Source organism: Phaeobacter sp. NW0010-22 (assembly GCF_040365955.1).
Taxonomy (GTDB): Bacteria; Pseudomonadota; Alphaproteobacteria; order Rhodobacterales; family Rhodobacteraceae; genus OMPR01.
The window spans coordinates 41567-56257 of sequence record NZ_BAABWT010000002.1; the positions used below are offsets into that span (position 1 = coordinate 41567).

Sequence of the window (14691 nt, forward strand, 5' to 3'; positions counted from 1 at the left end):
ATGGAGCAATACGTTGGTTTTCTGGCAGCGATCCTTGGAACGGTCTGCTGGGTACCACAAGCGTGGAAAGCATGGGCGACACGGGATACCTCGGGCCTGTCGTTGCCGTCGAACCTGATGTTTTTAATGACGGTTTCGCTATGGCTCGTCTATGGGCTGATGGTGGGTGATCTGCCGCTGATCTTGGCAAACGTTTGCGGCGTGTTGGCCGTTTTGAGCATTGTCAGCGCCAAATTGAAATTCGGATAAGGGAGAGAACACAATGACAATCCACTGGTGTGGCACCGGCCTGTCGGCCATCCCCGGTTTGCGTCGTCTGATTGAGGCGGGACATCCCGTGACGGTCTGGAACAGAACCGTTGAAAAGGCGCAAGAGGCGGTTGGTGATCTGACACAAGACATCCGCGCCTTTGATATCGACGCCTTGGGCGCGGTTTTGGCCAAAGACGATGTCGTGGTGTCGATGTTGCCCGGCGATTGGCATGTGCCAGTGGCTGAATTGGCCATTGCCAAGGGTGCCAACTTTGTCAGCTCATCCTACATCGCGCCGGAAATGCGCGCCTTGGACGACAAAGCCCGCGCCGCGGGTGTTGCACTGGTGAACGAGGTGGGGTTGGATCCCGGCATCGATCACCTGATGGCTCATTCCTTGGTCGAGCAATATCGTTCATCTGATGCCTATGACGGCGAAAACCATCTGAGCTTTATCTCTTACTGTGGCGGTATTCCGAAACACGAGAACCCGTTCCGATATAAATTCAGCTGGTCGCCTTTGGGTGTGCTCAAGGCGTTGCGCTCGCCCTCTAAGTCGATCCGCAACTACGAACCGTTTGATGTGGCGCGGCCATGGGATGCCATTTCGAGCTATGAGGCACCGCTGCCCACCCCCGAGAGCTTTGAAGTCTATCCGAACCGGGATTCGCTGCCATTCATGGCGCAGTATCATTTCGATGAAAAATGGCCGGTCAAAGAATTTGTGCGCGGCACCCTGCGTCTGAATGGCTGGACCGACGCATGGGACGGTGTGTTCAAAGAGGTCGAAAGCCTGTCAGGGCCCGAAGGGGATGCGCGTCTGGTTGAGATGTCCGATCAATTCTGGGCTGAAAATGCTTATGACGAGGGCGAACCAGACCGGGTTGTGATGTGCGTCAGCCTCAAGGCCGAAAAAGGCGATGCAGTGGCGTGGCACAAAACCTATGTGATGGATGCATGGGGCGATGAAAACGGCACCGCGATGGCTCGTTTGGTATCGATCCCAGTGTCACTGGCCATTGAGGCTGTGATGGGCGGCAAGATTTCTGCTGGTGTGCATGCCGCGCCGAACGATCCGAAACTGGTCGATGCTTGGATGTCTGAAATCGACACCTTGGCCCAGCACCTGCAGGTTGTGGATCACAACGCCTAGGCTAGGCGTTTGTTAAGACTGCCCTTTCCGAAAAATTCATTCGGAGAGGGCATCCCAAATCTGGCATTACATCAGATCGTTTTCGACATCCTCGGCAGAGATGCCAAGCGCGTCCAACCCGTTTTCCAGATGGTCCGAAAGATGCGGTGTCCCGATCAGATAGTCGGCGCAGGGTGTCGAGGCTTCGGCCCGTGCGGTTGCAACGGCTTCGGCCCAATCCTGTGCATCAAAGCTATCACGCCCGATCCACATGATGGCGACCAGTTCGGCCTGCCCATCGACGCTGATGCGATCAATGAACGCGCGTAATTCGCCCTCGGCCCGTTCCAATTCACGCGCCATGACCGCGACCTGCGCCACTTGTTGTGCAGAAATTTCCAACATTTTCGTATTTCCTTTCTGTTCGCATCCTTTGTTCTGCATCAGACAGGAACCTCCCCTTGCGCGTCTTTGACCTACCGCAAGTGCGCCGCCCCAAGATCATTTGTGAAAAATAACATTAACGCCCGAAAACCGGCGCCATCTGTTTTGGATTTGCTGCTATCGTGACGCCATGAAACACGACCTACCTGATGACCAAACTTTGTATTCTGCGCTTGTCGCCCGTGATCCCAGCTGGGATGGGCGCGCGTATGTCTGCGTAACGACGACCGGAATTTTCTGTCGGCTGAATTGCCCGGCACGCGATCCCAAACCAGAGAACTGCCAGTTCATGCCGACGATTTCGGCCTGTTTGGACGCCGGGTTTCGGGCCTGCAAACGCTGCCATCCGATGCATTCGGCGGCCGAGGCAGATCCGGCAGTCAAATCGCTGCTGTCTGCGCTTGAGGCGGATCCAATGCGGCGCTGGCGCGAGGGAGATCTGGTGGCGCTGGGGCATGACCCGTCGACCATACGGCGGGCGTTCAAGCGCGCCTTTGGCACCACCTTTCTGGACATGGCACGGCAAGCCCGCTTGCAGGCCGGGTTGACGACTTTGGCAAACGGTGGGCGGGTGATTGACGCGCAGCTTGATGCGGGGTTTGCTTCGCCGGCTGCGTTTCGGTCTGCAGTAGCAAAACATATCGGGTTGCCCCCGGGCGCTTTCAAAACACAGGCTTTGTTGCGGGCGGATTGGTTTGACACCCCGTTGGGCCCGATGATCGCGGTGAGTGACACATCACACCTGCACCTGCTTGAGTTTACCGATCGCAAGGCGCTGCCGACCGAGCTAAAGCGCGTCTACAAAGCCTGCAAAGGCGCGATGGGGTTTGGTCGTTTTGCCCCCACCGATCAGATCGAGGCGCAGTTGCATCGCTATTTCACGGGGGAGTCGGCGGAATTTGACGTGCCCCTCGCGCTGCATGGCACGCCGTTCACCTGTGCGGTCTGGGATATGCTACAAACATTGCCAGCGGGATCGACGCACAGCTATTCGCAGATCGCGCGCGCCATGGGCCGCCCTGAATCCACGCGCGCTGTTGCGCGGGCCAATGGGGCCAACCAGATTGCCATCGTCATCCCCTGCCATCGGGTCATGGGGGCGGATGGGTCCCTGACCGGATACGGGGGTGGGCTGTGGCGCAAACAGAAATTGATCGACCTGGAACGGCAATACGCCCCCAATGAAAGCGAACCGGCATGAGCCAGAACACCCAAGCGCAAGATTTTTCCTCCCTTCACGTGCCGGGTCGCCCGCTGGTGCTGTACAATGCCTGGGACGCCAGCAGCGCCAAAGCTGTGGCCAAAGCGGGCGCAACTGCCCTTGCAACAAGCAGCTGGTCGATGGCTCGGGCGCAGGGGTATGAGGACGGGGAAAACATTCCGCTGGAATTCGCCCTGTCATTGCTCGGGCGCATAACGGCGTCAAACACATTGCCCGTCACCCATGATTTCGAAGCCGGGTACGCCAGCGATACTGGGACATTGGCCACAAACACCGAACGGGTCATTGCCGCCGGGGCGGTCGGTGTGAACTTTGAGGATGGGTTGCCCGGCGGCTCTGGCTTGCAATCGGTGTCTTCTCAAACCTCGCGGATCTCTGCCATGCGCCGCGCCGCCGAAGCAACCGGCGTGCCTTTGTTCATAAACGCCCGCACGGATGTGTTTTTTCAGGGATCTAAACCGGACGATCATCCTGCCCTGATGGATGATGCCAAAGCCCGGCTGACGGCCTATGCCGCGGCAGGGGCGGACGGGATATTTTTTCCCGGTCTGATCACCCCGGATCTGATCGCTGAAATGTGCGACGCCTCGCCTTTGCCGGTGAACATCATGCAGATCGGCAAAGCGCCAGATACGCCAACGCTTGCGTCGCTTGGGGTAGCGCGGATCAGCTATGGGCCCGCGCCCTTTCTCAGCGCAAGCGCGTCACTCACAGAGGCGGCGCAGTCTGCGTTTGGAGGTTAGGTTTCGGGCTGACTGAGGGGAACCACGTTTGAGGGGGCGTCGGGTGCCAGCTCTTCGAAATCAAAGTTGTCCAACCGTTGGGCGCGTGTTCCCGCTTTTTCAGCGCTGATTTTGATATCTGCGATGTCTTTGGCCGCCTGATTGAAATGGCGGTCCAGATTACCAACGCGGTCCCCAAGGCGATCCACGTCTTTGTGCAACAAGCCCAGCTCTTTGCGGATCGCCCCGGCCTGTTCGCGCATCCGGGCGTCTTTCAGGATGGCGCGCATGGTGTTCAGGGTTGCCATGCAGGTGGTCGGGGACACGATCCAGACCTTTGCGGCGAACCCTTCGCGGACAACATCGGTAAAGTTGGCATGCAGTTCGGCATAGACTGCCTCGGACGGGAGGAACAGCAACGCGCCTTCGGCGGTTTCTCCGTCGATGATGTATTTCTCAGAAATCGCCCGGATGTGCACCCGGACCGCAGCCTTTAGCAGCCGCGCGGCCTCGGTCATTTCGGCCTGGGTTTTGGCGCGGCGCAGGGCCTCGTAGGGTTCTAGCGGGAATTTGCTGTCAATCACGATGGGGCCCGGCGGGTTGGGCAGGTGAATCAGGCAATCAGCCCGTTTGCCATTGCTCAGCGTGTGCTGAAGCGAATAGCTGTCCGTTGGCAGGGCTTTGGACACGATGTCATGCAACTGGATTTCGCCAAAGGCGCCCCGTGTTTGTTTGTTGGACAGGATATCCTGCAGCGACAGAACATCCCCCGACAGCTTGGTGATATTGTCCTGCGCCTTGTCGATTGTGGCCAGCCGTTCCTGCAACTGCGTGAGCGACGTCACGGTGCGTTTGGCATTGCCATGCAGGGTTTCACGCATCCGTTCCTGCATCTCGGCCAAAGAACGGTGCGAGCGTAGCGCGTTATCCGCCAGTCGGTCGTTCATCTGCTGCTGCACATCCGCCAGCCGGGTCTCCATGGTCTGAATCACTTGCACCTGTGCATTGGCCTGCGCGTCCGAGACATGCTGCAAGCCCCCCCGCAGGTGATCCTGTCCCTGTGCCAATTGCTGCACATTCTGCCCCAAAACAGCCAGATTGTGCGCCAGTGGCTCGACCATGCGCACAGACCGGTTTGACGCGCGCAGCGCCAAAAGCACCATCAGAAAGATCAGCAGAAGCCCCCCTGCACCAGCAAGGGCAGCAATCACCATAGGATCATTCAAAACATAGGTCTGGCCTGCAATTTCTATCATGTCGCCCTGCTCGTTCTTGTTTTGTTTTCACCTTTCTAGCGTGGGCCGCGCACAGGATCAACTGCGCCCGAACAGCCGCTCGATATCAGATAGCTTGAGTTCGACGTAGGTGGGCCGCCCGTGGTTGCATTGACCGGAATGGGGCGTCGCCTCCATTTCGCGCAACAGTGCGTTCATCTCTTCGCCGCGCATCCGGCGACCAGATCGGATTGAGCCGTGACAGGCAACTCGGCTGAGAATCGCTTCGATCTTGGCTTGCACCATTTGGCTGGATCCCTGATCGTCCAGCTCATCCAGAATATCCTTGATCATCGCCTCGGCGTTGACCTCACCCAGAATTGCAGGGGTTTCACGCACGGCTACAGCGCCGCCGCCAAAGGGTTCAATGGTCAGACCAAAGGACGACAGGTTCTCGGCGACCTCCATCAGACGGGCGCAGTCGCCTTCGGACAGTTCGACGATTTCCGGGATCAACAAGGCCTGCGCCGCGACGCCATTTTCGGCCATTTGGGTTTTCAGTTTTTCATAGACCAGCCGTTCATGCGCGGCGTGTTGATCGACAATGACCATGCCCGTTTCGGTCTGTGCGATGATATAATTTTCGTGCACCTGACCGCGCGCGGCACCCAAAGGCAAGTGTTCGCTAGGCACGGCGTCAGGTTGCGCCTGCTCAGCACCCGTTGCGTTTGCAACGACAGGTGTATCGACCAGTTGCCCTGAATAGCTGTTGGCGAGCTCGGCAAACCCGGACGCGGGCACCGGTTCTGGCGCTTGGGCGTGATACGCCATCGTGCATGCGCCTAGCGAGGGACGGTCCATCTGATAAACCCGCGCGGGGCCGGGTTGTGTTGGTTCGGCCCGCATCGCGCCAAGGGTGGCGTCGGCAACGGTGCTCGATGCGCGGTGCCCGGCTTCGGCCAAGGCATGGCGCAGGGCAGAGACGATCAAGCCACGTGGAATGCCGGGATCGCGAAAGCGGACCTCGGATTTGGCGGGGTGTACGTTCACATCCACAAGCGTGGGCTCGCAATCAATGAACAGGGCCGCCGCCGGATGGCGGTCACGGCTGAGGAAATCGAAATAAGCCGCCCGCAAAGCCCCGGTTAGCATCTTGTCCCGCACCGGACGGCCATTGACGAACAAATACTGTGCCACCGCAGCACCGCGCGAATAGGTTGGCAGGGCGGCATAGCCGAACAGGCGGATATCTTCGCGTGTGGCGTCGATCCGTAGGGCATTTTCCGCAAACTCACGTCCCAAAATGCGGCCTAAGCGTGCATGCAGCGCATCAAACAGATCCCCGTTTTCGCCATCGGCCCGGAACGTGATCCGCCCCTCACCGCCGCCCGAAACATCGCGCAGGGTGAATCCCAGCGCCGGTTCAGCCATAGCCAGCCGTTTGATCGTATCACTAATCGCCTGACTTTCGGCCCGATCCGTGCGCATGAATTTCAAGCGCGCCGGCGTGGCAAAAAACAGATCGCGCAATTCAACCACGGTGCCCGCCCGCAGGGCGGCAGGTTTGACCGGGTCCATTACTCCACCTGCCACACGGATCATTGCAGCCTCGCCCCCGGGAACCCGGCTGGTAATGTTCAGTCGACCCACGGCGCCCAGCGATGGCAGAGCCTCGCCGCGAAAGCCAAAGGTGTGGATGTTCAGCAAATCCGAGCCGTCAATTTTGGAAGTCGCATGCCGCGACAGTGCCAAAGGCAGATCCTCTGGCGCGATTCCGCAACCATCATCGCTAACCCGGATCAAGGTTTTACCGCCGTCGGCAATATCGATGGAGATGCGCGTCGCCCCCGCATCAATGGCGTTTTCCACAAGTTCCTTGACCGCAGAGGCGGGACGTTCAACCACCTCACCTGCAGCGATCCGGTTGATTGCGGAATCATCAAGTTGCCGGATAACCGGGCGATTTTGGCTGATATTGGGGTTAGAATGCGACATACCGCTAGACCTAGCACGTGCAGCGTCGATTCTGCCACTGGTTTGATCTGGTTTTGAAGGGTGAAAAACCGGCCCTGATACACGGAGCTGACAATAGAAAGTGCAGCTCGGACGAGGCATCAGGACCGGATAGTCGTGAGTGGCAGTCATTTTCAGGCTTTGTGGCCCGTCTTCTAATGAGCACTACATAGAAAGCGCCAGCAGAAATGGAATAGCCAAAATCCGATTTATCGCGTTTTGGCCGGACTTATGAATCGAGTGGCATGATCGCCGATCTTAAGCCTGAACCGGAGCTCCTGCGCGGGTGCGGCACGGGCCGAACACCGCAGTGAGCGCCAAGATCACCCCGGACATTGTCGCAATCATACCGGCGGCACTGACTGCATCCTGCGCGCCCAACCAGAGCGGACCGTAGCCGGCCAAAACATATCCAGACACAGCCGAGGCGATGGCAAACCCCACGCTCCATCCGATTTGATGCTCAAGCTGGTTGGTCATCATCCGGGCCGCAGCGGGCGGACAGATGAACATGGCGATCACGATAATCGATCCCACCGCATCAAAGGCGGCAACCGCTGCGATGGCGGCGATCACCACCAGAGCAAGGCCCAAGAGATTGGTCCGAATACCTACGGTGCGGGCAAACCCTTCGTCAAAGGTCGACAGTTTCAGCGGGCGCCAGAACAGCCAGGTAAAGGCAATGACGAAGACAAGCGTCAGTGCCATGCGGGGCAATTCCACGGGCAATCCAGCGAGCGCCTCAAGATCCAGAACCGAGGACCAGCCAGTGGCATCCAGCCAGATAAGGCTTTCGAGGTTGCCATAAAGCGCGTGTTCCACGTCCAAGTGCACGGTCGATGTATCGGTTTGCTCAAGCAGTAGAACACCCCCGGCGAACATGGTGGTAAAGACCACGCCCATGGCCGCGCCGGGTTCAATCTTGCCCAAACGACGGATTGCTTCGATCAGGATCACAGCAATGACCGCAGCGCCAGCCGCACCCAGCATCATCGGCCAAGCTGAAATCGCACCGGTCAGCAGGAACGCCACAACAATGCCGGGCAGAACCACATGGCTGATGGCATCCCCGATCAGCGCCTGACGGCGCAGCACCAGAAAGTTCCCTGGCAGCGCACAGGCCACTGCCGCAAAGATCCCAATCAAAAGCGGGGTCAGGGATAAGGGAACGAACTCTTCACCACTCATGCCGGTACTCCTTGTGGGCCACCAATCTGGTGATCAACTTCGACGATCTGATCTTTGGTCAGGACAGTTTCGATGTCGCGCAGCCCATCATAGAGCGCGGCAGCAGCCTCGTGCGTTTGATCAGACCGGATGACCTCCCACCGTTTTTCATCACGCAGGGCTTTGGCGGCGCGGGCTTTGCCTGCGTCTGTGGCCACTCCATCAGCGCGCGCCAGACCGGCACGGGTCAGCAAACGCAGGGTGAGACGTTCATAAATCGGCTGCCCTTGGGCCAGCGCCAACAACCCCTGACGCAGGTGCACACGACGTTGAAAGCGGAAATGACGCAGGATCGCGGCCAAAACACCGCGGTTCGGAGCGAGAAAGAGCGAAATGGCGAAGAAGCCAAAGCTGACAAGCACAATGATCGGACCCGTCGGCAGGTTGGGTGCAGAGGCGGAAAGTGCCGCGCCAAGATAGCCTGAAAGGCCACCTACAATACCGCCCAGCAGAACCACGCGATCCGATCGCTCGGTCCAGAACCGCGCCGTGACGGGCGGGATGATCAACAGGGCCACGATCAGGATCAGGCCGACGATTTTCAGACCAACAACGGTGACAGCCATCACAAGCCCCATCATCGCAAGGTCGATGCGATCCACCGGCAATCCGCGTGCGGCGGCATATTCCGGATCAAACGCCACCAGTGTCATCGGACGGCGCATCAACAGGATCAGCGCCAGCGTCGACGCCCCACCAATCGCGATCACAACCGCATCTGCCCAAAGCATTCCGGCAGTGGAGCCCAGCAGGAACCCTTCGAGACCGGCCTGCCGTCCCACACCCATGGTCTGAATCACGGTCAGCAAGACAATGCCAAGACCAAAGAACACCGACAGCACCGAACCAATGGCGGCATCTTCGGCAAGGCGCGTGTTGCGGGTGAGCCAGTTGAGGCACAGCAAACCGACCCATGCGGATACGGCTGAACCAAGCAGCAAGCCGACCAGATTGCGGCCATCGCCACCAAGCGCGACCATCAGCATGAACGCCAAACAGACACCGGGAAGGGTGGCGTGGCTGATCGCATCGCTGACCAAGGCGCGCTTGCGGAGGAAGAGAAACGTACCGGTCACCCCGGCAGACACCCCCAACAAGGTCGCACCAATAGCCACCAGCGAGGCGTTATAGCCAAGCTGCAATAGCAGAGCATCACTGAGCATTTGAGTTACCCCACAACCCGCGAGAGTTGATCAACCTGCGCTGTGGCAAGGCGCCCACCATAGGCTGCTTGCAACGTGTCGGCGGTAAAGGCCTCGGCCACCGAGCCTTCGGCGACTTTGCGGGTGTTGATCAGGAACACGTGGTCAAAATAGTCGGTCACAGTGGCCAGATCATGGTGCACCACAACAACCGTTTTACCCGCGTCTTTAAGCGATTTCAGAACGCCAATGATGGCTTTTTCGGTCGCAGCATCCACACCTGCAAAGGGTTCATCCAACAGGTACAGATCGGCGTCTTGTGCCAGCGAACGGGCAAGGAACACGCGCTGTTGTTGGCCGCCTGACAGCTGACCAATCTGGCGATCTGCAAAGTCACGCATACCAACGCGATGCAGACAATCCATCGCTTTGGCTTTGTGCCGCGACCGGACACGGCCCAACAGGCCCAATTCACGATAGAGCCCCATCAGAACCACATCGATCACGCGGGTGGGGAAATCCCAATCGACGCTGGCGCGCTGCGGGACATAAGCAATACGGGCGCGTTGCTGTTCAAGCGGTTCGCCAAAGACGGTGACCTGCCCGGACAAGGGCTTCACAATCCCCAATGCCGCCTTGAGCATTGTGGATTTACCAGCACCATTAGGCCCGATGATTGCAGTCATGGCACCGGGTTGCACCGTCATGTCGACAGAGAACACAGCAGGCTTTTGACCGTATGAGACGGTCAGGCCCCGGATTGCCAGTGGGCTGTCGCCCAGAGTGTCGGTCGGGGAGGTGCCCTGATTGCTTACCAGATCTAGCATTGTTCAGAATCCCGCCGACAGTTTGCCGTCCATGCCGCGTGCGGGCGCATCTGCCCCCAACGCATTGGCAATCACGGTGATATTGTGATCGAGCATCCCCAAATAGGTGCCCTCGTAGGTGCCGTCTTCGCCCATGGCGTCACTGAACAACTCGCCACCAACCTGCACCACGTGCCCTTTGGCCGCAGCCCCTTCGATCAACGCGCGGATCGAGCGATCCGAGACCGAGCTTTCGACAAATACAGCCGTAATTTTGCGATCCACCAGCAGGTCAACCAGTTCACCAATGCGGTTCAATCCGGCCTCAGACTGGGTTGAAATGCCCTGAATACCCAGAACGTCAAAGCCAAAGCTGTGCCCAAAGTAGCCAAAGGCATCATGGGCCGTGACCAGCACCTTGTTGTTGTCAGGAACGGTCGCCAGCGTTGTTTCAGCGTAAGCGGTCAAGCGATCCACATCCGCCAGATGCGCCTTGGCGTTGGCTTCAAAGATTGGGGCCGCTTCGGGGCGGGCGGCGGTCAGTGCTTTTTGCACTTCGATCACCACATCGCGCCACAACACCGGGGTCATCCAGACGTGCGGGTCGTATTTGTTGTCGTAGGTATCATGGGCACGCAGTTTCGATTTATCGATCCCTTCGGCAACAGCAACGACGGTGCGTTTGCGTTCCAGATCGTGAAAGAATTCGCCCATCTGCGCCTCAAGGTAGAGACCATGCCACAGCACCAGATCCGCGCGGGTCATCGCCACGATATCGGTCCGGGTCTGACGATAGGCATGCGGATCAACACCCGGCCCCATCAATCCTTTGACCTCAACCTGATCACCGCCGATTTGGCGCGCCGCATCCGCTATCATGCCAGTGGTTGCAACCACTTTAAGCGGTGTGTCTGCCCACGCCATCAGCGGGAGAGCAGTCACCAGCCCAAGAGCCAAAAGAAAGCTGCGACGAATCATGGAATACCCCAGTTTGGTCAGTTCTTGAGAATGTATATGAGAGTCATTCGCAAGTATGTCAACGCAATTGCGAATTATTCGCAAAAAAGGGAATGCTTTTTGTCCAAACGGTCAAATATTCCCCACAGTCACCCCCTGCTTAACCTTGCCAATCTGTCGCAGGTCGTGCGATTTTGGCGCTGAACCTGTCTAAAGGACGTGACTATGGAAACGCAGAGCCCTGAACGGACCGCGCAGTTGCCGCAACTGACCGAACCCAGAAACCCCGGCACCGCGCTGGATCTGGATTGGGTCCGCTCAGTGCAGGCCAATAGGTCAGCCATTGAACGCCGCGCCGCGACCCTGTCCGGGCGCCGGTCGGTGAAAAAGGACTATCAGGCGGCGTGGTTGCTTAAGGCGATCACACTGATTGATCTGACCACCTTGTCGGGCGATGACACTGTGGGCCGGGTGCGCCGACTGTGTTCCAAGGCGCGCCAACCGGTTTCGCCTGCCCTGCTGGATGCGATGGAGATGCCAGCGATCACCACGGGTGCTGTTTGCGTGTACCACGACATGATCGAAACCGCCGTGACCGCGTTGAAGGGCACCGGCATTCCGGTGGCCGCTGTTTCGACCGGTTTCCCGGCGGGTCTGTCCCCGTTTCACCTGCGCCTTGCTGAGATCGAAGAAAGCGTAAAGGCCGGGGCCGAAGAGATCGACATCGTCATTTCACGTCGCCATGTGCTGTCTGGCAACTGGCAAGCGCTCTATGACGAAATGAAGGCATTTCGGGCCGCCTGTGGCGATGCCCACGTCAAAGCCATTCTGGCGACCGGTGAATTGGGCAGCCTGCGCAATGTCGCGCGTGCGTCGCTGATCTGCATGATGGCAGGGGCGGATTTCATCAAAACCTCGACCGGGAAAGAAAGCGTCAATGCCACCCTGCCCGTCACGTTGGTGATGATCCGCGCCATTCGCGACTATTACGACCGCACCGGATATCGCGTCGGGTACAAACCCGCTGGTGGCATCAGCAAGGCCAAGGACGCGCTGGTGTATCTCGCGCTGATCAAGGACGAGCTGGGCGACCGTTGGTTGCAACCCGACCTGTTCCGGTTTGGCGCATCTTCCCTGTTGGGGGATATCGAACGCCAGCTGGAACACCATGTCACCGGGGCATACTCCGCCGGTTACCGCCATTCGATGGGTTGAGGAAGAACAATGTCTGTAAAAGAAATCTTTGAAACCATGGATTATGGCCCTGCCCCCGAAAGCGCAGCCGAGGCGTTGGCCTGGCTTGTAGATCAAGGCGACCGCTTTGGGCATTTCATCAATGGTGCCTTTACCACCCCCGGCGAAGGCTTCGACAGCCGCAACCCCGCCACGGGCGAGGTGCTGGCAACGCTAAGCCAAGCCACGCAAGGCGATGTGGATGCGGCCGTTGCCGCAGCACGCAGCGCGCAACCCAAGTGGGAACAATTGGGCGGCGCTGGCCGCGCGCGATATCTCTATGCCATTGCGCGCTTGTTGCAGAAACACTCGCGTCTGTTTGCGGTGCTTGAGAGTCTGGATAACGGTAAGCCGATCCGCGAGAGTCGCGATATCGACATTCCTTTGGCACAGCGCCATTTCTATTACCACGCCGGCATGGCGCAGCTGAAAGACAGCGAACTGCCAGAGGCGCAGGCCTTGGGCGTCTGTGGTCAGATCATTCCGTGGAACTTCCCGCTGTTGATGCTCGCGTGGAAAATTGCGCCTGCACTGGCGATGGGCAACACGGTGGTCTTGAAACCCGCCGAATACACATCGCTCACCGCGATGTTGTTTGCCGACATCTGCCAACAGGCCGGGGTGCCCAAAGGGGTGGTGAACATCGTCACCGGTGACGGTGCAGTTGGCGAAATGATTGTTGCGGCGGAGGTCGACAAGATTGCCTTTACCGGATCAACAGCCGTCGGGCGGCGCATCCGCGAAGCCACGGCAGGCTCTGGCAAAGAGCTGACGCTCGAACTGGGCGGCAAGTCGGCCTATGTGGTCTTTGACGATGCCGATATCGATTCCGCCATCGAAGGTCTGGTTGATGCGATCTGGTTCAATCAGGGTCAGGTGTGCTGCGCCGGGTCGCGCCTGTTGGTGCAAGAAGGCATTACAGATCGGTTCTATGACAAGTTGCGCGCCCGCATGGACGGTCTGCGCATTGGCAACCCATTGGACAAATGCATCGACGTGGGTGCGGTTGTGGATCCAGTACAATTGCAAACTATCCAGACCATGGTAGAAAACAATACGGCTGGTGAGATGCATCAGGTGTCCTGTGTTCTGCCCGAAAACGGCTGCTATTACCCGCCGACCCTGATCACTGGTTTGGAAACCAGCGATCCCTTGATGCAGGAAGAAATCTTTGGCCCGGTTCTGGTGGCGTCCACCTTCCGCACCCCTGCCGAGGCGGTCGAACTGGCCAACAACACGCGTTATGGGCTGGCTGCAACCGTCTGGACCGAGAACGTGAACCTTGCGCTGGATATCGCGCCCAAGCTGGTTGCTGGTGTGGTCTGGATCAATGCCACCAACCTGTTTGATGCAGCCGCCGGTTTTGGCGGTGTGCGCGAAAGCGGCTTTGGTCGCGAAGGGGGCTGGGAAGGGCTGACTGCCTATACCAAACCCAAAGGCACACCCAAAGCTTTGGCCCCGGTCGAAGCCGTGTCCGGCGAAGGTGCGCCACACGATCCGCTGGATCGGACAGCCAAGATGTATGTTGGCGGAAAACAGGCACGCCCAGACAGTGGCTATTCCCGCGCGATCTGGGGCAAATCAGGTCTGTTGGGTCACGTGGGCCTTGGCAGCCGCAAAGACGTGCGCAACGCGGTCGAGGCTGCAGCAGGCGCCAAAGGCTGGGCAAAGGCAACCGGACACCTGCGGGCACAAATCCTGTATTACATCGGTGAAAACCTGTCAGCGCGCGCGGATGAATTCGCCCACCGCATCGACGCCATGACCGGGAAAAAGGGCGGCGCGAAAGAGGTTGAAACCTCCATCCAGCGGCTGTTCTCGGCGGCGGCTTGGGCTGACAAGTACGATGGTCAGGTGCACGGCGTTCCGATCCGGGGTGTCGCTTTGGCGATGAAGGAACCCAACGGTGTTATCGGTGCGCTCTGCGCCGATGAGGCGCCACTGTTGGGGTTGGTTTCAGTCATGGCCCCTGCGATTGCGATGGGGAACCGGGTGGTGCTGGCCGCCTCAGAGCCTTATCCGCTGGCCGCCACTGATTTCTATCAAATCTTGGAAACCTCGGATGTGCCAGCTGGCGTTGTGAACATTCTGACGGGTGTGCATGCGGATCTGGCCAAACCGCTGGCTTCGCATCTGAACGTGGATGCGGTTTGGTCTTTCTCATCCACCGACCTGTCCGCCCAGATCGAAAAGGCTGCCGCTGGCAATCTGAAACGGACCTGGGTGAATAACGCCACGGCAACCGATTGGAGCGTGGACCACAGCAAGCGGTTCCTGCAGGCTGCGACAGAAATCAAAAACATCTGGGTCCCCTACGGCGAGTAGGG

13 protein-coding genes are annotated in these 14691 nt (G+C 58.8%); 6 read left to right on the forward strand and 7 right to left on the reverse strand.

The window, feature by feature from the left end; genetic code table 11:
* On the forward strand, window positions 1–249 hold the full coding sequence (locus tag ABWV33_RS04405; RefSeq protein ID WP_113822282.1) for a SemiSWEET family sugar transporter: 249 nt from the start codon (window positions 1–3) through the stop codon (window positions 247–249).
* Window positions 250–262: 13 nt separating this feature from the next.
* Window positions 263–1405: a saccharopine dehydrogenase family protein gene (locus ABWV33_RS04410; RefSeq protein WP_353329263.1), complete on the forward strand. Its 1143-nt coding sequence runs from the start codon at window positions 263–265 to the stop codon at window positions 1403–1405.
* 66 nt (window positions 1406–1471) lie between these two features.
* Here ABWV33_RS04410 and ABWV33_RS04415 read toward each other — a convergent pair whose 3' ends face one another.
* A complete protein-coding gene (locus ABWV33_RS04415; protein WP_113822284.1) occupies window positions 1472–1789 on the reverse strand; it encodes a DUF3775 domain-containing protein in 318 nt (105 codons plus the stop codon).
* Window positions 1790–1958: 169 nt separating this feature from the next.
* On the opposite strand from ABWV33_RS04415, the gene ABWV33_RS04420 reads away from it, so the two are divergent.
* Window positions 1959–3029 carry a bifunctional transcriptional activator/DNA repair enzyme AdaA gene (locus ABWV33_RS04420; protein WP_353329264.1) on the forward strand — a complete coding sequence of 357 codons (1071 nt, stop codon included), beginning with the start codon at window positions 1959–1961 and terminating at the stop codon, window positions 3027–3029.
* On the forward strand, window positions 3026–3793 hold the full coding sequence (locus tag ABWV33_RS04425) for an isocitrate lyase/PEP mutase family protein (RefSeq protein ID WP_353329265.1): 768 nt from the start codon (window positions 3026–3028) through the stop codon (window positions 3791–3793). The genes ABWV33_RS04420 and ABWV33_RS04425 overlap by 4 nt, the downstream gene beginning before the upstream one ends.
* Here ABWV33_RS04425 and ABWV33_RS04430 read toward each other — a convergent pair.
* The 6 genes from ABWV33_RS04430 to ABWV33_RS04455 all read right to left on the reverse strand — a co-directional run bounded on the left by ABWV33_RS04430 (window position 3790) and on the right by ABWV33_RS04455 (window position 11152).
* On the reverse strand, window positions 3790–5028 hold the full coding sequence (locus tag ABWV33_RS04430; protein WP_113822287.1) for a DNA recombination protein RmuC: 1239 nt from the start codon (window positions 5026–5028) through the stop codon (window positions 3790–3792). The genes ABWV33_RS04425 and ABWV33_RS04430 overlap by 4 nt on opposite strands.
* Before the next feature lie 57 nt (window positions 5029–5085).
* Window positions 5086–6981: a DNA mismatch repair endonuclease MutL gene (mutL, locus tag ABWV33_RS04435; RefSeq protein ID WP_353329266.1), complete on the reverse strand. Its 1896-nt coding sequence runs from the start codon at window positions 6979–6981 to the stop codon at window positions 5086–5088.
* 276 nt (window positions 6982–7257) lie between these two features.
* Entirely contained in the window at window positions 7258–8187 is a 930-nt protein-coding gene (locus ABWV33_RS04440) for a metal ABC transporter permease (protein WP_353329267.1), read from the reverse strand.
* A complete protein-coding gene (locus ABWV33_RS04445; RefSeq protein WP_353329268.1) occupies window positions 8184–9389 on the reverse strand; it encodes a metal ABC transporter permease in 1206 nt (401 codons plus the stop codon). Before ABWV33_RS04445 ends, ABWV33_RS04440 begins: the two co-directional genes overlap by 4 nt.
* Window positions 9390–9394: 5 nt before the next feature.
* Window positions 9395–10195, reverse strand: coding sequence for a metal ABC transporter ATP-binding protein (locus ABWV33_RS04450; protein WP_113822291.1), 801 nt, complete (start codon window positions 10193–10195; stop codon window positions 9395–9397).
* A 3-nt stretch (window positions 10196–10198) separates the two neighbouring features.
* Entirely contained in the window at window positions 10199–11152 is a 954-nt protein-coding gene (locus ABWV33_RS04455) for a metal ABC transporter solute-binding protein, Zn/Mn family (RefSeq protein ID WP_353329269.1), read from the reverse strand.
* 204 nt (window positions 11153–11356) lie between these two features.
* Here ABWV33_RS04455 and deoC point away from each other — a divergent pair, with 204 nt between their 5' ends.
* Both deoC and ABWV33_RS04465 read left to right on the forward strand, forming a co-directional pair.
* Window positions 11357–12346, forward strand: coding sequence for a deoxyribose-phosphate aldolase (deoC, locus tag ABWV33_RS04460; protein ID WP_353329270.1), 990 nt, complete (start codon window positions 11357–11359; stop codon window positions 12344–12346).
* A 9-nt stretch (window positions 12347–12355) separates the two neighbouring features.
* Entirely contained in the window at window positions 12356–14689 is a 2334-nt protein-coding gene (locus ABWV33_RS04465; protein WP_353329271.1) for an aldehyde dehydrogenase family protein, read from the forward strand.
* Window positions 14690–14691: the final 2 nt, after the last annotated feature.